The sequence below is a fragment of the Burkholderia mycopellens genome (assembly GCF_964265025.1).
Lineage (GTDB): Bacteria > Pseudomonadota > Gammaproteobacteria > Burkholderiales > Burkholderiaceae > Burkholderia.
In genome coordinates this window covers 1,076,635-1,098,231 of sequence record NZ_OZ183802.1, presented here as the reverse complement: position 1 = coordinate 1,098,231, position 21,597 = coordinate 1,076,635, and the positions used below count along the sequence as shown (strand labels likewise).

Sequence of the window (21,597 nt, the reverse complement as noted above, 5' to 3'; positions counted from 1 at the left end):
AGTTACGCGAGCGTATTCGTTCAATGCGGGAGACGCGGTAACGGCCGACAGACACCGTGTTACGGCATGCCCGAAAGTGCAACAGGGCGTAAGACGCGCACGGCGGCGCGTGCCGCCGTGCGGTGGGATACCGGCAATGGTCAGGCTTGCGGGATCTCGATCTTCACTTCGAGGACTTCGAGATCGTCCTGGCGCTCGAGGCTCACGCGGATGTCATCGTTCGAAATTTGAACGTACTTCGAGATGACCGCGACCAGCTCCTTCTGCAGCGCCGGCAGGTAATCGGCCGGCGGCCGGCCGCCGACGCGCTCGTGCGCGATGATGAGCTGCAGGCGCTCCTTCGCGACCGATGCGGACTTCTTCTTCTCGCCGAGGAGAAACGAAAGGATGGACATGGGCGGCCTCCGTTACTTGCTGCCGAAGAGGCGCTGCAGCAGGCCCGGCTTCTGGTAATCGGTGAAGCGCAGCGGCTTGTCTTCGCCGAGGAAACGCGCGACGACGTCCTTGTACGCTTCCGCAACGTCGGTGCCGTCGATATGCACGGCCGGCAGACCCTGGTTCGATGCATGCAGCACGGCTTCCGACTCGGGCACCACGCCGATCAGCTTGATGCGCAGGATCTCGCTGATGTCCTCGAGCGACAGCATCTCGCCTTCGCTGACGCGCTTCGGGCTGTAGCGCGTGATCAGCAGGTGTTCCTTGATCGGATCCTTGCCTTCGGTCGCGCGCTTCGTCTTCGACGACAGGATGCCGAGAATGCGATCCGAGTCACGCACCGACGACACTTCCGGGTTCGTGACGATCAGCGCTTCATCCGCGAAGTACATCGCGTGCAGCGCACCTGCCTCGATACCGGCCGGCGAATCGCAGACGATGTATTCGAAATCCATCGCGGCGAGGTCGTTCAGCACCTTCTCGACGCCTTCGCGCGTCAGTGCATCCTTGTCGCGCGTCTGCGATGCCGGCAGGATGAACAGGTTCTCGCACTTCTTGTCCTTGATCAGCGCCTGGTTCAGGTTCGCTTCGCCCTGGATCACGTTCACGAGGTCGTACACCACGCGGCGCTCGCAGCCCATGATGAGATCGAGGTTGCGCAGGCCGACGTCGAAGTCGATGACGGCCGTCTTGTGGCCGCGCAGCGCGAGACCGGACGCAAAGCTCGCGCTCGTCGTCGTCTTGCCCACGCCGCCCTTGCCCGAGGTCACCACGATGATTTTTGCCATTTACCCAATACCCTGTGTTCGTCAATGAGAGCCGATCGATCCGGAGCGCACCGCGTGTATTACGTCAGCCGCAGCGGTTCGATCATCAGTTTTTCCTCTTCGAGCCGGATCTGCACCGATTTGCCCAGTACTTCGGCGGGCAACGGGTTCTCGGTTGTTCGATAGATACCCGCGATCGAAATCAGTTCCGGCTCGAGACACGTGCAGAAAATGCGCGCGTCGTGATTGCCGTGCACGCCCGCGAGTGCGCGGCCGCGCAACGGCGCGTAGATGTGGATATTGCCTTCCGCGATGATTTCCGCGCCGTGACTGACCGGCGCGAGCACCACGAGGTCTCCTTTCGCGTAAATCTGCTGCCCCGAGCGCAACGGCCGGTCGATCACGAGCGTCTGGCCACCCGAGTGCAACAGCGTCGGTGCGGGCTCCTGCGCCGCTTCGGCTGCCGGAGCGGCGGCAGCTTCGGCGACGGGCGCCGGCGCCGGTTCCGCTTCGTCGGCATGCTTCGCGGCCGGCGCGCGGCGATCGCGCGCCTCGAGCAGCGGCAGGCCGGCTTCCCCCGCCCAGCCCTGCGTTGCCAGCGCGACCACGCCCACCGGGCGCATCCGCACGTCGTTCAGCATCTGGCGGATGTCCGCCAGCGCGACGCGTTCGCCGTCAGCCAGGCGGCGGACGTCGATCACGACGACATCGTCGGCGAAAAACTCGGGAGTCGCTTCGAAGCGCTTGACCAGTTCGGTACGCAACGCATCGAGATCGGTCGTCTTCACGGTGAACAGCAACGTATCGACCGATCCGCTGCGCAGCTCGAAGAATGGCGATTTTTTAAGCGACATGGACACTCTGCAAAAATTTTTTGCGTATTTTACAGGCGTCCACGCGCGCGGCCATTATTTTTGGGAAACCGGGTAGCGGCGGCCCGGGCGGGCGCGCAACCGGCAGGCGGGCAGACAAGCGGCGACCGGATCTTTACGCGCCACGCAACCCGCGCTCTGACGTCACGTTAGCGCTTCATCTGCGACACGTACAGCGATTTCATCGCGCCGGGCATCCGCGCGATCGGCGCGTGTTCGCCGGTGTTGCCGAAACCCGCACGCTCGTAGAAGCGGATCGCGTTGCGGTTCGCATCGGCAATCCAGGCGTAGACGTCCTGGGCGCCGCGCTCGGCGAGCCACGCAGTGGCCGTCTCCAGCAGCAGCACGCCGCCGCGCAGATGACGCACCGCGTGCGCCACCCACAGCTCGCTGACGAACGCACGCCGATCGGGCGTATTGTCGAAATACGCGCCGATCATGCCGGCCGGATGGCCTTCGGTATACAGCAGGAAAGTCGTCGACTCGTCGGATACGGCGCGCTGCGCGGCAATCGCCGACGCTGCGTCCGTTTCGACGTTCAGCAATTCGGCTTCCGGCGCTTCGCCGGGCGCGTAGGGCTCGCGCAGCGATGCGGCGCGGAGTTCGCGATACACGCCGCCCTGGTCGGCAACGATACGACGAACGGTCAAGGTCGAACTCATGCAGGCACAGCCCCCTTCGGACAGCAAGCTACTAGCTTCAACCGAAAGCGGGGCATGAGTCAAATCGTTATTTTCAAATGGCGGCGCGAATCGAAAGGCAGCATGCACCGCCCGCGGCCATGCGCCCAGCTGGTGTGCAGGTGCAGCATCGCCATGTCGATGCCTGCCGCCGAAAGGCGGTTGCGGCGGCTTCATTCGACGCATGGCGCCTGTCGCCTTGCGACATGAGGCAGTTGCCCGTCGGGCGCTCCGGAATTCAGCGCGGAAGTCGTCATGATCCGTAAGATCGGCAACCCGAAAACATGTCTCACGGGAACCTGCCGCCTTCCTCATATTGCGTCGCACCATTTGTTGCGAACCGGCGGCATCGACACCCGCACGCGTCACGGCGCGCCATCCGTCTGACGAACCGGCCGCCCGTGCGGGTCGATCCGGCGATTCCGGCATGTTTCAATCAGCTTGCGCGGGCCCTTCCCTGCCTGCGCCGCACGCGCCCCTCCGTTTGGAGCCGCGCGCCTAGTGCAGGAGTTTGGCAAGCGTGCACATGGGTCGTATAACAGGCAGAAGCGGGCAACGATCCGGCACTACCGCGCGTGCGTCGCGGACCGACGAGAATTCGAACAACCATACAGGCGGCCGCCCGCGGGCCGGCCGACAGGAGGGAGACAATGGCAATCACCGACGGATCGGCTTCGGGCTGGTCGGATGGCAAGCGTTACCTGTGGCTGCTTGGCGCGCTGACGATCACGCTGCCGATCCTCGCCGCCCAACTCGCGCTGTCGACGGGCCTGCACGTGTTCTGGTGGTTCGGCCCGCTGTTCGCGTTCGGCGTGATCCCGGTCCTCGACACGCTGATCGGCGACGATCGCGACAACCCGCCCGAGGACGTCGTGCCGCACCTCGAACGGGAGCGCTACTACCGGTTGATCGTCTATCTCGCGACCCTCGTCGAATACGTCGCGTTCTTCGTGTGCGTGTGGATCGTCGGCACGCACGCGCTCGCATGGTACGACTACGTCGGCTTCGCGCTGTCGCTCGGCGCCGCGACGGGCATCTCGATCAATACCGCGCACGAACTCGGGCACAAGACCAACCGCTTCGAGCGCTGGCTCGCGAAGATCACGCTCGCGCCGGTCGCATACGGCCACTTCTACGTCGAACACAACCGCGGGCACCACGTGCGCGTCGCGACGGCCGAGGATCCGGCGAGCGCGCGCTACGGCGAATCGTTCTGGGCATTCCTGCCGCGCACCGTGACCGGCAGCATCCGCTCGGCGTGGCGGCTGGAGAAGGCCCGCCTCGAACGGCTCGGGCATTCGCCGTGGACCTGGCGCAACGAGGTGCTGCACGCGTGGGCGATGACCGTCGTCGTATGGGGCATCGCGATCGCGATGGCCGGCAAGGTCGTGATTCCGTTCCTCGTGATCCAGGCCGTCTACGGCGCGTCGCTGCTCGAAGTCGTGAACTACGTCGAACATTACGGGCTCGGCCGCCGCAAGCTGCCGAGCGGCCGCTACGAACGCTGCACGCCGCAGCATTCGTGGAACAGCAATCACGTCGTCACCAACCTGTTCCTGTACCAGTTGCAGCGGCACGCCGACCATCACGCGAATCCGACGCGCTCGTATCAAGCGCTGCGCCACTTCGACGATGCGCCGCAACTGCCGGCCGGCTACGCGACGATGATCCTGTTCGCCTATGTGCCGCCGCTCTGGTATCGCGTGATGAATCCGCGCGTCGTCGCGCACTACGGCGGCAACATGGCGCAATCGAACATCAAGCCGTCGATCCGCGCGCGGGTGCTCGCGCAATATCCGGCCGCGGCGTGATCGCGGGGGACGGGCCGGTGGAGACTGGCGCCGACGCGCCGCTGAAAGCCGGCGGCGCGGCGCACCCCGGCTCCGTCGAAGTCCGGCGCGGCGGCGCAGCCGTCACGCCATTTCCGGCAGCCTGAACACCGCCACCGCATGCCGCAGCGCGCTCGCCTGCTCGGCCAGCGCCTGCGTCGCGGCCGTGGCCTGCTCGACGAGTGCCGCGTTGCGCTGCGTCGCTTCGTCCATCTGCGTGACTGCGACGTTCACCTGCTGGATGCCGCCGCTCTGCTCCTGCGACGCGGACGAGATCTCACCGACGATCGTCGTGACGCGCTGCACCGCGCCGACGATCTCGTGAATCGATTCGCCCGCGCGGCCGATCAGCACGGCGCCCTCGTCGACCCGCTGCGTCGACTGCTCGATGAGCCCCTTGATCTCCTTGGCGGCGGCGGCGCTCCGCTGCGCGAGCGTACGCACTTCCGCCGCGACGACCGCGAAACCACGCCCCTGTTCGCCCGCGCGCGCCGCCTCGACCGCCGCGTTCAGCGCGAGGATGTTGGTCTGGAACGCGATGCCGTCGATCACCGCGATGATTTCGCCGACCTTTGCCGCGCTGTCGGCGATGCCGTTCATCGTGTGGACGGCATCCGTCATCACGCCGCCGCCCGCGGACGCGATATTCGACGCGTCGCGCGCAAGCTGCGCCGCGTGCTGCGCGTGCTCGGCCGACTGGCGGACGATGCCCGTGAGTTCGGTCATGCTGGCGGCCGTCTCCTCGAGCGACGCAGCCTGCGCCTCGGTACGCGCCGACAGGTCATGATTGCCCGATGCGATCTGTGCGCTCGCCGTCGCGACGGCTTCGGCGTGCGTACGCACTTCGAGTACGACGCCCGACAGGCTCGCCTGCATCGTCTGCAACGCGCGCAGCAGATCGGCGATCTCATCGCGGCCGGCCGCTTGGACGTCACGGGTCAGGTCGCCTTCGGCGACGGCCTGCGCGCACGCCACCGCACGGTCGAGCGGACGCAGGATCGCGCGGCTGAACAGGAACGCACCGACCATCGCGACGCCGAGCACGACCAGCATCAGCACGAGGCTCGCGGTGGTGGCGTGCTGCGCGTCGCGGCTCGCCTGCGCCGACACGGCGGCGCTCTCGTCGGCGATCGACTTCGCGGCCCGCTCCAGCAGCGCCGCCGGTTCGCGGTCCACGCCCGCCACCGCGGCATCGCCGGCCGACGGCTCGAAGCCTGCGGCCTTGAACGCGTCGAAGCCGCGCCGGTAACCTTCACCCATCGCCGTGTGCGCGCGCATGAACTGCTCGACGAGCGAGCGGCTCTCGCCGGGCGGCAACTGGTGAACGAGTTGCGCGGCGAGCGTATCGACCGTCCGCTCGCGCGTCTGGAACGCCTGCCAATACTGGTCGAGCTTGTCGGGCTGCTTGCCGCGCAACAACGTGTCCTTCCACTCCTGCACTTGCAGCTTGAACTGCACAAGCGTGGCCGACACGAGCCGTTCGTCGCCGACGTTCGTCTGCACGTCTTCGGCGAACGTATCGATCGACCGATTGAGAATATGGATACCGTACAGCGCGCCACAGAACATCAGCAGCAGTGCGACGGCGAATGCAAGGGGAATCTTGTAGCTCAGCTTCATGGGACCTTGAATCGACGGGGAGCGATGCGGCTCGGCACGAGCGCCGGCCGCCACACCGTGTTAACGGCGCCGAAAGCGCACGCTTAAAGCTGAAGAAAACGGTAAAGACCGGACGCGCGCGAAAAGGCCGGCCGCACATCCGGTCATCAGGTCGGATGCGTCGCGCGCGGCCCGGTGGTCGCGGCCCTGCGCGGGCCCGCCATCCAGCGGCGCACGACAACGATCGACAGCACGCCGAATGCGATCCCGGCGATCACGTCGGCCAGGTAGTGGCCGCCCTGCGTCGGCGTCGACACGATCATCGCGGCATTCAGCACGATCGATGCGGGAAACACGTAACGGACGTGTCGGAGTGCATACGCGAACAGCAGCGCCAGCATCACGTGGAACGACGGCAACGACACGAGCCCCTGCGATTCGGACAGGCTGAACTGCCGAAGCTGCCCGCTGCGCAGCAGGTCGTAGTGAGAAACGGTCGACGCGGTGTTGGCATCCGCGATACCGAAATGGACGAATGCGCTTTGCGCGGGAAACGGCGTCGAGACGACGACAACGACGACCAACGCAAATGCGAACAGCGCCATGAATTCGGCAAGGTCGTCATGTCGCCGTGCGGTCGAGAGAATGAACGGGACGGCGATCAGCTGCACGATGCTGCCGTGATACGCGAACGCAAGCACACTCTGCCACTCGGCATGGGCCCTCACCCAGCGATACAGGTCGGGCCAGCGAAACCCGAGCAACGCATCGAACCGGACGAGATCGGCTTCGATCGACGACGGGGCGAGCGCCACGCACAAGTAGTCGAGTACCACGATCGCCTGGCTGAAGGCCGCGATCGTCACGATGCAAAGCAACGCGAGCGCCAACTCACGCCATCGCCAGGCCAGCGCTCGCTCGCGGTAGCGCGACGTGTGCGACAGCACGATCAATGCCGCCGCAACTGCGATGGCCACGCATCCTGCCAGCCCCGCGAAATACGCCGCGTTACCGAGCGCCAGCGCCATGCCGATGCCGTGCGCGCCGAGGATGTCCACGACGGCAATGACGGCAGTCAGCAGCGTTATGCCCGTCAGGACTTTCGACACTCGGTTCGTCATCGGATTGGGGTGGTTGCCGTTCAGCGCAACTGTATCGAGGACGCGGCACGATCATGCACGCAGTGAGGCGCATCGTATCAGCACGATCCGATGTGTCGATGGTCGAGCCGTTGCCGCTGCAATGGCTTGCGACACGACACACGCACCGCAAGCCCCAAACGAAAAGCCCCTTGATCCTTCCAGATCAAGGGGCTTCGTATTTTGGCGGAGAGGGTGGGATTCGAACCCACGGTACGGGGAAACCGTACGCCTGATTTCGAGTCAGGTACATTCGACCACTCTGCCACCTCTCCTTCCTTGCTGCTTTACTGCATTTCGCGGTTGGTCGTTTCCGCGAAAGAAAAGATTATAGAACGATCTCTTCGAAACGCACAAGCCCTTTTTGCAAAATTTCTTGCGAGGACTCCAAGCGCTTGCCGAAGCGCGCGCTTACGACGCCTGTGCCGGCGCGTCGATGCGCTCGATGCCGCCCATGTACGGACGCAGCACTTCCGGCACGGTGACCGAGCCGTCCGCGTTCTGGTAGTTCTCCAGCACCGCGACGAGCGTGCGGCCGACTGCGAGACCCGAACCGTTCAGCGTATGCACGAGCTCGGGCTTGCCCTGCGCGTTGCGGAAACGCGCCTGCATCCGGCGCGCCTGGAACGCTTCGGTGTTCGAGCAGCTCGAGATCTCGCGATAGGTATTCTGTGCAGGCAGCCACACCTCGAGGTCGAACGTCTTCGCGGCCGAGAAGCCCATGTCGCCCGTGCACAGCGTGATCACGCGGTACGGCAGGCCGAGCTTCTGCAGGATCGCTTCCGCATGACCGACCATCTCGTCGAGCGCCGCGTACGACGCTTCCGGCGCGACGACCTGCACCATCTCGACCTTGTCGAACTGGTGCTGGCGGATCATCCCGCGCGTGTCGCGGCCGTACGAACCGGCTTCCGAGCGGAAGCACGGGGAATGCGCGGTCAGCTTGATCGGCAGTGCGGACGCGTCGACGATCGACTCGCGCACGGTGTTCGTCAGCGAAATTTCCGACGTGGAGATCAGATATTGCGTGACCTTGTTCTCCTCGCCGCCCTTCTCGACGCGGAACATGTCGTCCGCGAACTTCGGCAGCTGGCCCGTGCCGTACAGGATCTCGGGGTTCACGATGTACGGCGTATACGTCTCGGTGTAGCCGTGCTGCTGCGTGTGCGTGTCGATCATGAACTGCGCGAGCGCGCGGTGCAGGCGCGCGATCGAGCCGCGCAGCATCGTGAAGCGTGCGCCGGCGAGCTTCGCGCCGGTCTCGAAATCGAGGCCGAGCGGCGTGCCGACGTCGACGTGATCCTTCACCTCGAAATCGAACTGGCGCGGCGTGCCCCAGCGGCGCACCTCGACGTTGTCGGCTTCGTCCTTGCCGACCGGCACGCTTTCATGCGCGATGTTCGGCATGCCCAGCATCAGGTCGGACAGGCGCGCCTGGATCTCGCCGAGCTTGGCTTCCGATGCCTTCATTTCGTCGCCGATCCCGCCGACCTCGGCCATCACGGCCGACGTGTCCTCGCCCTTCCCCTTCATCGCGCCGATCTGCTTCGACAGGCTGTTGCGGCGCGCCTGGAGCTCTTCGGTACGGGTCTGGATCGCGCGGCGTTCCGCTTCAAGGGCGGAGAACGCGGCGATGTCGAGGGTGTAGCCGCGATCGGCGAGGCGCTGGGCGACGCCGTCGAGGTCTTTGCGCAGCAACTGGATGTCGAGCATGGGAGGACTTGGAGAATCGTTGTGTAAGACGGGAATTCTAACGCACCGCGGGGCCGCCACGGCACTGGCCGAACGGACAATGCTGCAAACGGGCGATGACCGTGGCGCAACGGCCATGGCAGTATCGCATTGCCGGTCCGCCCGCCAGCCCCCGCGAAATCGCGCGGCATCGGCGCGCCGCGGATCGCGAAACACCCGTGCGCGCCCGCGGCAGCGCATCGAACGAGACACCCGCCACACGTCACCGCTACTCAAGGACCCCGATGGCCATCGAACTGGACAAGGACGTACGCGACCGCGCGATCGCGTCGCTGCAACGCTATTTCACAGAAAACATGGACGAGCCGATCGGCAATATCCAGGCCGGCGCGCTGCTGCACTTCTTCGTCGAGGAGATCGCACCCGCGATCTACAACCTCGCGATCGCCGATGCGCAGGAGCGCCTGCATGCGCGGGTCGCCGAGCTCGACATCGAATGCCACGAGGAGCCGTTCGACTACTGGAAGAAGCAGCCGGGCCGCAAGCGCTGACGCGTTCGCGACGGCGCCGGCCGGACCGCACCGCGCGCCTGCCCGTCAGTCCTTCTTGCCGGCCTCGCGGTCGAGTTCGCGCAGCCACGCGAGCTTGTCGGCGATCTTCGATTCGAGCCCGCGCGGCACCGGCTTGTACCAGCGCGGTTCGCGCATCCCGTCCGGCAGGTACGTCTCGCCGGCCGCATACGCATTCGGCTCGTCGTGAGCGTAACGGTAAGCGTGACCGTAGCCGAGTTCCTTCATCAGCTTGGTCGGCGCGTTGCGCAGATGCACGGGCACCTCGCGCGACTTGTCCTGCTTCACGAACGCCATCGCCTGGTTGAATGCGTTGTAGCCCGCATTGCTCTTCGCCGCGCACGCGAGATAGATCACCGCCTGCCCAAGCGCAAGCTCGCCTTCAGGCGAGCCGAGCCGCTCGTAGGTTTCGGCCGCGTCGTTCGCCATCTGCAGCGCGCGCGGATCGGCGAGGCCGATGTCTTCCCACGCCATCCGCACGATCCGCCGCGCGAGATACTTCGGATCCGCGCCGCCATCGATCATCCGGCAGAACCAGTACAGCGCGCCGTCCGGGCTCGAACCGCGCACCGACTTGTGCAGCGCCGAGATCTGGTCGTAGAAGTTGTCGCCGCCCTTGTCGAAGCGCCGCGCGTTCAGCGTCATCGCACTGCTGACGAACTCGGCGTCGATCGTCGCGGTGCCGGCCGACGTGGCCGCCGTCTGCGCCTGCTCGAGCAGGTTCAGGAAGCGCCGCGCGTCGCCGTCCGCATAGCCGACCAGCGTGTCGATCGCCTTGTCGTCGAACGAAAGGCCGTCGAGCGCGATTTCCTGCGCGCGCTTCAGCAACTGGCGCATCTCGTCGTCGTCCAGCGACTTCAGCACGTACACCTGCGCACGCGACAGCAAGGCCGAGTTGACCTCGAAGCTCGGATTCTCGGTCGTCGCGCCAATGAAGGTCACGAGCCCCGACTCGACGAACGGCAGCAACGCGTCCTGCTGCCCCTTGTTGAAGCGGTGGATCTCGTCGACGAACAGGATCGTGTGGCGGCCGGTGCGGTTCAGCGTGTCCTTGGCCTGCTCCATCGACTCGCGGATGTCCTTCACGCCGCCGAGCACCGCGGACAGCGCGATGAACTCGCAGTCGAACGCGAGCGCGGTAAGCCGCGCGAGCGTCGTCTTGCCGACGCCGGGCGGCCCCCACAGGATCATCGAATGCGGCTTGCCCGATTCGAACGCGAGCCGCAACGGCTTGCCTTCGCCCAGCAAATGCGTCTGGCCGATCACCTCGGCGAGCGTCTTCGGCCGCAGCGCCTCGGCGAGCGGGCGGCGCGGCTCGACTTGAAACAGGTCGGACATGAACCCTCGCTCCACATCTAACAATGGCGGCCGAACCGGCCGCCGGACCCGCCATTATGACAGCCGCGCGAAAGCACCGCCGCACCGGGCGCCCGTGCCCGCAAACCCCGGAAACAACACGGGCCTGCCGTCACCGGCAGGCCCGTCGGGGAAACAGCAGCGCGCGGCGCCGGTCAGCCGGTAATCACGTCGGCGCCCTTCGGCACGACGAACTTGAACGTATCGCCCTTCAGCGGCGGATTCGTCTGAATGTTCGTAAACGTCAGCAGCGTGACGTTGCCGAACACGTCGTGCAGTTCCATCGCGGCGAGCGTGCCGTTCTTGAAGCCGATGCCGATCCGCTGGAACTGCGTGTCCTGCGCCTTCGGCAGCATCTCGAGCCACTCGATGCCGCCCTTCTCGCCGGCATCGCGCAGCGTGTAGTTCTTGTCGAGATCGTTGCTGCCGAACAGGATCGCGGCCGGGCTCGCGCCCAGCGCGCCGTTCAGCTTGCGCTCGGTGACCTGGTTCAGGTCGCGGTCGTACACGTAGAGCTTCTCGCCGTCGGCCTGCAGCACCTGCTGGTAAGGCTTCTGGTACGTCCAGATGAACTTGCCCGGGCGCGCGAACACGAACGTGCCGCTGGAATTGTCGGTGGGCTTCGGCACGGCTTGCGCGGCGCTGGCCCCCTTGGCCGGGGCCTTGACGATCTGCTGCGTGAAGTCGCCCTTCGCCGAACGCACCTGCGACACGAACGCCTTCAGTTGCTCGGTGCCGCCCGCGAACGCGTGCGTCGCCGCGAGCATCAGCGATGCGCCGGCAAGCGCCGCGCCGAGCCAGCGCCGCGTCGAACGAAGGGACATTGCGAACGAATGTTGCTGCATATTGCGGTTTTCTCCCTGGGTGGCCGGCGCTGCGAACGCCGCGGACTCATTCCGCGTCGCGCGCCGGCACAAGAATTTCGCGGTTGCCGCTCGACGACATCGCCGACACGAGCCCCGACTGCTCCATCTGCTCGAGCAGGCGCGCCGCGCGGTTGTAGCCGATGCGCAGATGGCGCTGCACGAGCGAGATCGACGCGCGGCGGTTCTTGATGACGATCTCGACCGCCTGGTCGTACAGCGGATCAGACTCGCCGCCGCCTTCGCCGGTTCCCGCGCCGGCCGAGCCCTCGTCGCCGTCGGCGGTGCCGCCTTCGAGCAGGCCCTCGACGTAGTTCGGCTCGCCGTGCTCCTTGAGCTTCTCGACGACGCGATGGACTTCATCGTCGCCGACGAACGCGCCGTGCACGCGCACCGGCAGCCCGGAGCCCGGCGGCAGGTACAGCATGTCGCCCATCCCGAGCAGCGATTCGGCGCCCATCTGGTCGAGGATCGTGCGCGAGTCGATCTTCGACGACACCTGGAACGCGATCCGGGTCGGCACGTTGGCCTTGATGAGGCCCGTGATCACGTCGACCGACGGACGCTGCGTCGCGAGGATCAGGTGGATGCCGGCCGCGCGCGCCTTCTGCGCGATCCGTGCAATCAGTTCCTCGACCTTCTTGCCGACGACCATCATCAGGTCGGCCAATTCGTCGATCACCACGACGATGTTCGGCAGGCGGCCGAGCGGCTCCGGATCCTCCGGCGTCAGGCTGAACGGATTCGGCAGCTTCTCCTCGCGCTTCGCGGCCTCGTCGATCTTGTTGTTGTAGCCCGCGAGGTTGCGCACGCCGAGCTTGCTCATCAGCTTGTAGCGGCGCTCCATTTCCGCGACCGTCCAGTTCAGCGCGTGACCGGCCTGGCGCATGTCGGTGACGACCGGGCACAGCAGGTGCGGAATGCCTTCGTAGACGCTCATTTCGAGCATCTTCGGATCGATCAGGATCAGGCGCACCTGGTCAGCCGTCGCCTTGTACAGCAGCGACAGGATCATCGCGTTGATCCCGACCGACTTGCCGGAACCAGTCGTGCCGGCGACCAGCAGGTGCGGCATCTTCGCGAGATCCGCGCACACCGGCTTGCCGCCGATGTCCTTGCCGAGGCTCAGCGTCAGCGCCGACGATGCGGCCGCGTACACCTCGGAACCGATGATCTCGGACAGGTGCACCGTCTGGCGGCGCTGGTTCGGCAGCTCGAGCGCCATGTAGTTCTTGCCGGGAATCGTCTCGACGACGCGGATCGACACGAGCGACAGCGAGCGCGCGAGATCCTTCGCGAGGTTGACGATCTGGCTGCCCTTCACGCCGGTGGCCGGCTCGATCTCGTAGCGCGTGACGACCGGGCCCGGATACGCGGCGACGACGCTCGCCTCGACGCCGAAGTCCTTCAGCTTCTTCTCGATCAGGCGCGACGTGAATTCCAGCGTGTCCGCGGAGATCGCCTCCTGGGCCTTCGGCGCGGGATCGAGCAGCGACACCGCCGGCAGCGTCGAATCGCCCGGCAGGTCGGTGAAGAGCGGCACCTGGCGCTCGCGCTCGACGCGCTCGGACTTCACGGGCGTCACGACCGGCGGCACGATGGTCACCGGCTCGTGATCCTCGATGCGCACGCGCTCCTCTTCGACCTTGCCTTCGCGGCGCACCGCCGCGGCCTCGCCGAGCTTGCGGTCGCGCTCGGCCTCGCGGCGCAGCTTCGCGACGTTGACGGCGGACAGGATCGCGCCGCCGACACGCTCGGCCACCGACAGCCACGAGAAGCGGAAATACAGCGACAGGCCGATCGCCAGCGCGATCAGCAGCAGCAGCGTGCCGCCCGTGAAGCCGAACGCATGCGACATCGCGCCCGCCACGGCCTCGCCGACGACGCCGCCGGGCGCACGCGGCAACTGCACCTTCAGCGACCACATGCGCAGCGCCTCGATGCCGTCGCACGCCAGCACGACGAGCATGAACGCAAGGATTTCGGTGAGCCAGCCGATCGGCCGCTCGGATTCCTCCGAGACCGCCTCGTGGCGCGTGATGCGGCGATAGTTGACGGCAATGCGTCGCGCGAGCGGCACGATCAGCCAGTAGGCCGACAGGCCGAACAGCAGCAGGATGATGTCGGCCGTCCAGGCGCCGACGCGGCCGGCCCAGTTCGTGATGTGGTCCACCTGGGCCGCGTGCGTCCAGCTCGGATCGCGCCGGCTGTAGCTCAGCAGGGCCATCACCAGAAATGCGCAGAGCGCGACCTGGAGAATCCAGCGGATCTCCGTGAGGAGCTTCGACATCCGGTGCGGCAACGCCTGTGCCTGGGCGGAATAAGGAGCTTTTGCCATGAATCCGTATAAAGAGGACGGGCCGTGCGCCCGCCTGTCGTTCGATCCCGCTTATTGTAAACGCTGCACCGGGCCGCCAAGTGTAAATGACGGTTACATAACGGGGCCGGGGTACGGCCGGCCCGGCGCAAGTGCGCCGCAGCGGCCCTTTTGCGCCGATCCGGCTCCCCGCCGGGCACCGCTGCCGCGCCGCGTCGAGCCGGCGTCCCGCCCCGCAGCCCCCGTGCGACAACGCGCCGCCGCGCGCCCCGCCCGCCCCGCGTGCGCGGCCGTTGCGCCGCGCGACACTATCGCGTCGATTGAAACTCTCGTTCGGCAACGCAGCAACGGGGCCTTTATAATGCGCGTCTGATACCCATCTATGACGGCATCCCGGTCAACCCGGATCGTACGGCGAGCCCTACCCCGCCCGCCGCGGCCGCCTTTTACGGATTCGCACATGTCCACGCCCAAACACGCCAAAGTCCTGATTCTCGGTTCCGGCCCCGCCGGCTACACGGCTGCCGTCTACGCGGCACGCGCCAACCTGTCCCCGGTACTGATCACCGGCATCGCGCAGGGCGGCCAGCTGATGACCACGACCGACGTCGAAAACTGGCCGGCAGACGCGAAAGGCGTGCAGGGTCCGGAGCTGATGGCGCGCTTCCTCGAGCACGCCGAGCGCTTCAACACCGAAATCGTGTTCGACCACATCCACACCGCGAAGCTGCACGAAAAGCCGATCCGCCTGATCGGCGACTCGGGCGAATACACGTGCGATTCGCTGATCATCGCGACCGGCGCGTCCGCGCAGTATCTCGGCCTGCCGTCCGAGGAAGCGTTCATGGGCAAGGGCGTCTCGGCCTGCGCGACCTGCGACGGCTTCTTCTATCGCGGCCAGGAAGTCGCGGTGATCGGCGGCGGCAACACGGCCGTCGAGGAAGCGCTCTACCTGACGGGGATCGCGAAGAAGGTCACGGTGATCCACCGCCGCGACAAGTTCCGCGCGGAACCGATCCTGATCGACCGCCTGCTGGAGAAGGAAAAGGAAGGCGCCGTCGTGATCAAGTGGGATCACGTGCTCGACGAAGTGACCGGCGAGGATTCGGGCGTCACCGGCCTGCGCATCAAGAACGTGAAGACCGGCGCGACGGAAGACCTCAACGTGCAGGGCGTGTTCGTCGCGATCGGCCACAAGCCGAACACCGACCTGTTCCAGGGCCAGCTCGAGATGAAGGACGGCTACATCCTGACGAAGAGCGGCCTGCACGGCAACGCGACGTCGACGAGCGTCGCGGGCGTGTTCGCCGCGGGCGACGTGCAGGACAACGTGTATCGCCAGGCGATCACCAGCGCCGGCACGGGCTGCATGGCCGCGCTCGACGCGCAGCGCTACCTCGAAAGCCTGCACGACAAGAAGTAAGCCGCGAGACCTGTCGCGCCGGGCGCTACAATGGCGTCCGCTGCCGCGAAGCGGGTCTGGCCGGACAAGCCGCTGCCGCCGTGCAGCGGCTTTTTTTTGCCCGCGCGCCCGAACGCGCCTGCCCTGCGTACCGAATCATGGCGAAGAACCAGCCCCATCCGAGCGATCCCGCGAAGCGGCAGATCGCCGCCCGTCCCGCAAACCCCGCGCCCGCTGCACCGGTGCCCGCGCCCGATCCCGCCGCGTTGCGCGGCCAGGGGCTCGCCGGCCTCGGCGCGCTGCGCAAGTCGCTGCAAGGCGCAGCCGATCGCCGCGACCGCGAGCGCATCGAAACGGCCAAGGCCGAGCGCAAGGCGGAAGCCGACGCGAACCTGTTCCGCAACGAGATCGGCGCGATCCAGCCGCTGAAGGCGCCGCCGCGCGCGGCGGCCGGCCGCACGCCGCCCGACCCGGTGCCGAAGCAGACGCAGCGCGACGAGGAAGCCGTGCTGAACGCGACGCTGTCCGACGAATTCGATCCCGAGACGCTGCTCGACAGCGACGATTCGCTGTACTACCACCGTCCCGGCATCAGCCGCGACGTCGTGCGCAAGCTGCGCAGCGGCGCCTGGATCGTGCAGGCCCAGATCGACCTGCACGGGATGCGGCGCGACGAGGCGCGCGATGCGCTCGCCGAATTCATCCGCGAAGCCGGCAAGAAAGGGCTGCGCTGCCTGCGCGTGATCCACGGCAAGGGGCTCGGCTCGATCGGCAAGGAACCCGTGCTGAAAGGCAAGGTGCGCGCGTGGCTCGTGCAGAAGGAAGAAGTGATCGCATTCTGCGAGGCGCGCGGCCACGACGGCGGCGCGGGCGCGGTGCTGGTGCTGCTGCAGCCGTTCGCGGCGCCTGGCGACCGGGGGCCGCGTGCCGCATCCTAGGCTGACGCTCGCGATCGCGATACTGGAGGCGATCGCCACGCTGGCCTTCGCGATCTCGGGCTTCATCGAGGCGCGCAAGAACCGCCTCGACTCGGTCGGCACGTTCGTCGTCGCGCTCGCCACCGCGTTCGGCGGCGGCACGCTGCGCGACATCCTGCTCGAGCGCCGGCCGTTCTACTGGGTCGTGCACGACGACTACGTGATCGCGATCTTCGTGCTCGCGCTGTTCGCGCCGTTCGTGCTGCGAATGTTGTCGCGGCTGTCGGCCGAACGGTTGCTGCTCGTCGCCGATGCGATCGGGCTCGGGATCTTCAGCATTTCGGGTACGGCGATCGCGCTCGATGCCGAGATGCCGCGCTTCATCGCGGTGATGATGGGCGTGATCACGGGCGTGGTCGGCGGGATCGTCCGCGACGTGCTGTGCAACGACATCCCGCTGATCCTGCGCGATTCGCGGCCGTACGCGACCTGCGCGTTCGTCGGCTGCTGGTTCTACCTGCTGCTCGCGTGGCTGCAGTTCGACTCGGTGTACAGCGTGCTGCTCGCGACCGGCTTCATCCTCGTCGCACGGCTCGCGACATTCAAGTTCGACGTGCGGCTGCCGCACTGACGGCCAACCCAGCGACAGCGCAGCGCAAAAACAAGATTCATCGCGGAAAATCGTGGAGGGTTTGAGAGCGATTGCGTAACCTGACGCCTGACTTTAAGGAGGTCAGGAGGAAGAATTGCTCGATCGCAAGGCGCTTCAGGCACTGGGTTGCTGGACGGGTTATCGGTTGGAGCGTGTGGAATGGCCGGAAGGCGAAGGCCGCACGCTATCGCTGTATCTGAAGCCGGTCAGCAAGGTCATGTACTGCGAGCAATGCGGTGCACGCTGCCAGCAGATCCACGAGACGACGGTTCGCCGAGTGCGTGATCTGCCGCTGTTCGAATACCGGGTGGTGTTGTATGTGCCTCGTCGCCGGGTCTGGTGTGAACGCTGCGGTGGCCCGCGACTGGAGAAGCTTGCATGGCTGGGCCGCTACCAACGAGTGACGGAGCGCTTCGCCAAGGCGTGCGAGAAGCTGCTACAGGCTGCCAGCGTGCAGGCGGTGGCGGCCTTCTACGATCTGGGCTGGCACACGGTCAAAGCGATCGACAAGATGTGCCTACGGGCGCGCGTGGCCGAGCCGGACTGGTCGACGATCCGCTATCTGGCGATGGACGAGTTTGCGCTGCATAAAGGCCACCGCTACGCCACGGTGGTAGTCGATCCGATCGGCCGACAAGTGCTCTGGGTGGGACCTGGACGCTCGCGCGAAACGGCTCGAGCCTTCTTCGAACAGTTGCCCGAAGGCGTTGCCGAGCGCATCGAAGCGGTCGCCATCGACATGACCACGGCCTATGAGCTGGAGATCAAGGAGCACTGCCCGCAAGCGGAAATCGTCTTTGACCTGTACCACGTCGTGGCCAAGTACGGCCGCGAAGTGATCGACCGGGTACGTGTGGATCAGGCCAATCAACTTCGACATGACAAGCCGGCCCGGAAGGTTCTGAAGTCCAGCCGCTGGCTGTTACTGCGCAACCGGCACAATCTGAAGCCAGAACAGGCAGTGCAGTTGAGGGAGTTGCTGGCCGCCAATCAGTCGCTGTTATGCGTCTACGTGCTACGCGACGAGCTCAAACGGCTCTGGTTCTACCGAAAGCCAGCCTGGGCGGACAAGGCTTGGGGGCAATGGTTCGAACAGGCCCAGCAAAGCGGGATTGCCGCCCTGCAAAAGTTCGCCGAGCGCTTGCAGGGCTACTGGCACGGAATCGTGACCCGCTGCCGCCATCCGCTCAATACCAGCGTTGTCGAAGGCATCAACAACACCATCAAGGTCATCAAGCGCAGGGCCTACGGCTATCGCGACGAGGAGTATTTCTTCCTCAAGATCCGCGCCGCGTTCCCCGGAATTCCGCGTTGAACCAAAAACAAAGGGGCCGTCCGAAGACGGCCCCTCCTTGCTTCATTCAGCGCGCGCGCACCGTCACGCGATCCGCTCTTCCGACGCCGGATCGAACAGCACCGCCTTCGACACGTCGAACAGCAGCGACAGCGTCTGTTCGGGCTGCGGGTTCGCGGCCGGATGCACGCGGCTCACGATGCGCTTGCCGTTCACCTGCGCGAACACGTGCGTGTCCGGCCCGGTCGGCTCGGTCACGTCGACGCGCACGTCGAACGGCTGCAGGTGCGACGCGTCGCCGTTGTGCGCGTGGCGCACGTCGGTGATGCGCTCCGGACGCAGGCCGAGGATCACCTCGCGGCCGACGTGCGACTTCAGCTTCGCCGCATCGAACGGCAGGTTCAGCGCACCGCGCTTGACGCCCGTGTCGACTTCGAGCGCGATCCCGCTGCCCTGCTCGACCAGCTTGCCGTTGATGAAGTTCATCGGCGGCGCGCCGATGAAGCCCGCGACGAACAGGTTCGACGGCGAATCGTAGATGTCCTGCGGCGCGCCGAACTGCTGGACGACACCGTCCTTCATCACCGCGATCCGGTCGCCGAGCGTCATTGCCTCGATCTGGTCGTGCGTCACGTAGACGATCGTCGTGCCGAGGCGCTGGTGCAGCAGCTTGATTTCCGCGCGCATCTCGATGCGCAGCTTCGCGTCGAGGTTCGACAGCGGCTCGTCGAACAGGAACAGCGACGGATCGCGCGCGAGCGCACGGCCCATCGCGACACGCTGGCGCTGGCCGCCCGACAGCTGGCCCGGCTTGCGGTCGAGCAGGTGCTGGATCTGCAGCATCTGCGACACGCGGTCGACGATCTGCTGCTGTTCGCTCTTCGGCACCTTGCGGATGTTCAGGCCGAACGAGATGTTCTCGCGCACCGTCATCGACGGATACAGCGCGTACGACTGGAACACCATCGCGATGTCGCGATCCTTCGGCGACAGGTCGTTGACGACCTTGCCGTCGATGCAGATCTCGCCGCTCGTCACGGTTTCGAGCCCGGCAATCATGTTGAGCAGCGTCGACTTCCCGCAGCCCGACCCGCCGACCAGGATCAGGAACTGTCCGTCCTCGATCTCGATGTCGACACCCTTCAGGACCGGCACCCCGTTCGGGTAGGTCTTGTACACGTCACGGATGGAAAGGCTTGCCATGCTGTGAATCCTCTGTCTCGTCTCGCGCGGCGCACTCCGGCGCCGCGTCGGGTTCGTTTCGATGCGCCGCGCGCGAAGCGCGGCCGGTTCGTCGTATCGGATGAAGCCGCGCTTACCCCTTCACCGCGCCCGCCGTCAGCCCGCGCACGAAGTAGCGGCCGGCGACGATGTAGACGAGCAGCGTCGGCAGCGCGGCGATGATCGCGCCGGCCATGTCGACGTTGTATTCCTTCACGCCCGTCGACGTGTTGACGAGGTTGTTCAGCGCAACCGTGATCGGCATCGAATCGACGCCGGAGAACACGATCCCGAACAGGAAGTCGTTCCAGATCTGCGTGAACTGCCAGATCAGGCACACCATGAAGATCGGCAGCGACACCGGCAGCAGGATCTTCGTGAAGATCGTGAAGAAGCCCGCGCCGTCGATGCGCGCGGCCTTCACCAGTTCGGCCGGCACGCTCACGTAGAAGTTGCGGAAGAACATCGTCGTGAACGCGATGCCGTACACGACGTGCACGAACACGAGGCCCGGAATCGTATTGGCGAGGCCGAGCATCCCCTGCAGGCGCGCCATCGGCAGCAGGATCACCTGGAACGGGATAAAGCAGCCGACCAGCATCATCGTGAACAGCGCGTCCGCGCCGCGAAAGCGCCAGTGCGTGAGCACGTAGCCGTTGAACGCACCGATCAGCGACGAGATCAGCACGGCCGGGATCACCATCTGCAGCGAGTTCAGGAAGAACGGCTTCATGCCGTCGCAGCGCACGCCGGTGCACGCCCCGCTCCAGGCCTTCACCCACGGGTCGACGGTCCACGTGGTGGGCGGCGTCAGCAGGTTGCCGGTGCGCAGCTGGTCGAGATCCTTGAACGACGTCGACAGCATCACGTAGATCGGGAACAGGAAATACAGCGCGAACAGGATCAGCGCCGCGTAGATCACTGCCCGGCTGATCGTCATCTTAGGCTGCATTGCGGGTGCTCCTCGATTCCATATACATCAGCGGCACCAGCACCGCGACCACGGTCGCGAGCATCATCACCGACGACGCCGCGCCGAGCCCGAGCTGGCCGCGGTTGAACGAAAACGTGTACATGAACATGGCCGGCAGCGACGACGACGTGCCCGGGCCGCCTGCCGTCAGCGCGACGACGAGGTCGAAGGTCTTGATCGTGATGTGGCAGAGGATCAGCAGCACCGAGAAGAACACCGGGCGCATGCTCGGGATCACGATCTTGCGGTAGATGGTCGGCAGCGTCGCGCCGTCGACCTGCGCGGCCTTGAAGATCTCCGCGTCGACGCCGCGCAGCCCTGCCAGGAACAGCGCCATCACGAAGCCGGTCGACTGCCACACGGCCGCGATCACCACGCAGAAGATCGCCTTGTCCGGATCGTCGAGCCAGCCGAACGAGAAGCTCGTCCAGCCCCAGTCGTGCATCACCTTCTCGAGGCCGAGGCCCGGGTTCAGGATCCACTGCCACGCGGTGCCGGTCACGATGAACGACAGCGCCATCGGATACAGGAAGACCGCGCGCAGTGCGCCTTCGTTGCGGATCCGCTGGTCGAGCAGGATCGCGAGGAACAGCCCGAGCGCGACGCAGATCGCGATGAACGGAATCCCGAACCAGCCGAGGTTCGCGGCGGAGGTCCACCACACGTCGTTCTGGAACAGGTCCGTGTAACGGCCGAAGCCGTCGAATTCGTAGTTCGGCAACAGTCGCGAATTGGTCAGCGACAGATAGCCGGTAATCAGGATGAAGCCGTAGATGAACACCACGGCGATCGCGACGCTCGGCGCAAGCACGAGCTTCGGGATCCAGCGATCGGCGAACGCCGACATCGGCGACGTACGCCGTGCGGCGGCAGCGCCGGATCCGTTTCCGCTAAGAGGGGCAGCCACTTGATTCGACTCCTGGAACGAGGGCGACGCAGGCCGGGCCGGCGCCGGGTACGGCACGAGCCCGCGGGCGAGCCCGTTTGCTGCACATGCGAAAACGCCCGGCCGATGAAGCG

19 protein-coding genes and 1 tRNA gene are annotated in these 21,597 nt (G+C 66.0%); 6 read left to right on the top strand and 14 right to left on the bottom strand.

The features are described from left to right. Positions 1-140: 140 nt before the first annotated feature. The 4 genes from minE to ACPTTC_RS05100 form a co-directional block, all read right to left on the bottom strand. A complete protein-coding gene (gene minE / locus ACPTTC_RS05115) occupies positions 141-395 on the bottom strand; it encodes a cell division topological specificity factor MinE (protein ID WP_006400798.1) in 255 nt (84 codons plus the stop codon). Between the two features lie 12 nt (positions 396-407). Beyond that, on the bottom strand, positions 408-1,223 hold the full coding sequence (gene minD, locus ACPTTC_RS05110; protein ID WP_042978309.1) for a septum site-determining protein MinD: 816 nt from the start codon (positions 1,221-1,223) through the stop codon (positions 408-410). A gap of 59 nt (positions 1,224-1,282) precedes the next feature. Continuing rightward, a complete protein-coding gene (gene minC, locus ACPTTC_RS05105) occupies positions 1,283-2,056 on the bottom strand; it encodes a septum site-determining protein MinC (RefSeq protein ID WP_226195593.1) in 774 nt (257 codons plus the stop codon). Positions 2,057-2,223: 167 nt separating this feature from the next. After that, entirely contained in the window at positions 2,224-2,940 is a 717-nt protein-coding gene (locus tag ACPTTC_RS05100) for a GNAT family N-acetyltransferase (protein ID WP_423391753.1), read from the bottom strand. A 464-nt stretch (positions 2,941-3,404) separates the two neighbouring features. Between ACPTTC_RS05100 and ACPTTC_RS05095 the strand changes: the two genes are divergently transcribed. Continuing rightward, positions 3,405-4,565: an alkane 1-monooxygenase gene (locus ACPTTC_RS05095; RefSeq protein WP_423391752.1), complete on the top strand. Its 1,161-nt coding sequence runs from the start codon at positions 3,405-3,407 to the stop codon at positions 4,563-4,565. A 102-nt stretch (positions 4,566-4,667) separates the two neighbouring features. Here ACPTTC_RS05095 and ACPTTC_RS05090 read toward each other — a convergent pair whose 3' ends face one another. From ACPTTC_RS05090 to serS, 4 genes are all read right to left on the bottom strand, one after another. Then, positions 4,668-6,203, bottom strand: coding sequence for a methyl-accepting chemotaxis protein (locus ACPTTC_RS05090; protein WP_423391751.1), 1,536 nt, complete (start codon positions 6,201-6,203; stop codon positions 4,668-4,670). Positions 6,204-6,349: 146 nt separating this feature from the next. Next, positions 6,350-7,303 carry a phosphatase PAP2 family protein gene (locus ACPTTC_RS05085; protein WP_423391750.1) on the bottom strand — a complete coding sequence of 318 codons (954 nt, stop codon included), beginning with the start codon at positions 7,301-7,303 and terminating at the stop codon, positions 6,350-6,352. A gap of 202 nt (positions 7,304-7,505) precedes the next feature. Then, positions 7,506-7,596 (bottom strand) — tRNA-Ser (locus ACPTTC_RS05080). A gap of 136 nt (positions 7,597-7,732) precedes the next feature. Further along, positions 7,733-9,034, bottom strand: a complete 1,302-nt coding sequence (gene serS / locus ACPTTC_RS05075; RefSeq protein WP_226195588.1) for a serine--tRNA ligase — start codon at positions 9,032-9,034, stop codon at positions 7,733-7,735. Between the two features lie 263 nt (positions 9,035-9,297). Between serS and ACPTTC_RS05070 the strand changes: the two genes are divergently transcribed. Next, positions 9,298-9,564: a DUF2164 domain-containing protein gene (locus ACPTTC_RS05070; RefSeq protein ID WP_114176381.1), complete on the top strand. Its 267-nt coding sequence runs from the start codon at positions 9,298-9,300 to the stop codon at positions 9,562-9,564. A gap of 45 nt (positions 9,565-9,609) precedes the next feature. Here the strand turns inward: ACPTTC_RS05070 and ACPTTC_RS05065 are convergent, their stop codons facing one another. From ACPTTC_RS05065 to ACPTTC_RS05055, 3 genes are all read right to left on the bottom strand, one after another. Further along, on the bottom strand, positions 9,610-10,920 hold the full coding sequence (locus ACPTTC_RS05065) for a replication-associated recombination protein A (protein WP_089445121.1): 1,311 nt from the start codon (positions 10,918-10,920) through the stop codon (positions 9,610-9,612). A 173-nt stretch (positions 10,921-11,093) separates the two neighbouring features. Continuing rightward, complete coding sequence (lolA, locus tag ACPTTC_RS05060; RefSeq protein ID WP_105817564.1) at positions 11,094-11,783, bottom strand: outer membrane lipoprotein chaperone LolA; 690 nt, start codon at positions 11,781-11,783, stop codon at positions 11,094-11,096. 46 nt (positions 11,784-11,829) lie between these two features. After that, positions 11,830-14,139: a DNA translocase FtsK gene (locus ACPTTC_RS05055; protein WP_175967013.1), complete on the bottom strand. Its 2,310-nt coding sequence runs from the start codon at positions 14,137-14,139 to the stop codon at positions 11,830-11,832. 439 nt (positions 14,140-14,578) lie between these two features. On the opposite strand from ACPTTC_RS05055, the gene trxB reads away from it, so the two are divergent. From trxB to ACPTTC_RS05035, 4 genes are all read left to right on the top strand, one after another. Continuing rightward, positions 14,579-15,541, top strand: coding sequence for a thioredoxin-disulfide reductase (gene trxB, locus ACPTTC_RS05050; RefSeq protein ID WP_175951611.1), 963 nt, complete (start codon positions 14,579-14,581; stop codon positions 15,539-15,541). 137 nt (positions 15,542-15,678) lie between these two features. Beyond that, positions 15,679-16,458: a Smr/MutS family protein gene (locus ACPTTC_RS05045; RefSeq protein ID WP_226195586.1), complete on the top strand. Its 780-nt coding sequence runs from the start codon at positions 15,679-15,681 to the stop codon at positions 16,456-16,458. After that, the gene (locus ACPTTC_RS05040; protein ID WP_124613300.1) at positions 16,445-17,068 is read left to right on the top strand and encodes a trimeric intracellular cation channel family protein; all 624 of its coding nucleotides are present in this window, start codon (positions 16,445-16,447) and stop codon (positions 17,066-17,068) included. The genes ACPTTC_RS05045 and ACPTTC_RS05040 overlap by 14 nt, the downstream gene beginning before the upstream one ends. 115 nt (positions 17,069-17,183) lie before the next feature. Then, a complete protein-coding gene (locus ACPTTC_RS05035; RefSeq protein ID WP_423391749.1) occupies positions 17,184-18,404 on the top strand; it encodes an ISL3 family transposase in 1,221 nt (406 codons plus the stop codon). A gap of 63 nt (positions 18,405-18,467) precedes the next feature. Here ACPTTC_RS05035 and ACPTTC_RS05030 read toward each other — a convergent pair whose 3' ends face one another. The 3 genes from ACPTTC_RS05030 to ACPTTC_RS05020 form a co-directional block, all read right to left on the bottom strand. Next, positions 18,468-19,586 (bottom strand): ABC transporter ATP-binding protein, encoded by a 1,119-nt coding sequence (locus ACPTTC_RS05030; RefSeq protein WP_175951609.1) that lies wholly within the window; start codon positions 19,584-19,586, stop codon positions 18,468-18,470. A gap of 112 nt (positions 19,587-19,698) precedes the next feature. Beyond that, a complete protein-coding gene (locus tag ACPTTC_RS05025; protein WP_011544828.1) occupies positions 19,699-20,556 on the bottom strand; it encodes a carbohydrate ABC transporter permease in 858 nt (285 codons plus the stop codon). Further along, positions 20,546-21,484 (bottom strand): carbohydrate ABC transporter permease, encoded by a 939-nt coding sequence (locus ACPTTC_RS05020; protein WP_175951608.1) that lies wholly within the window; start codon positions 21,482-21,484, stop codon positions 20,546-20,548. The genes ACPTTC_RS05025 and ACPTTC_RS05020 overlap by 11 nt, the downstream gene beginning before the upstream one ends. Positions 21,485-21,597 lie beyond the last annotated feature (113 nt).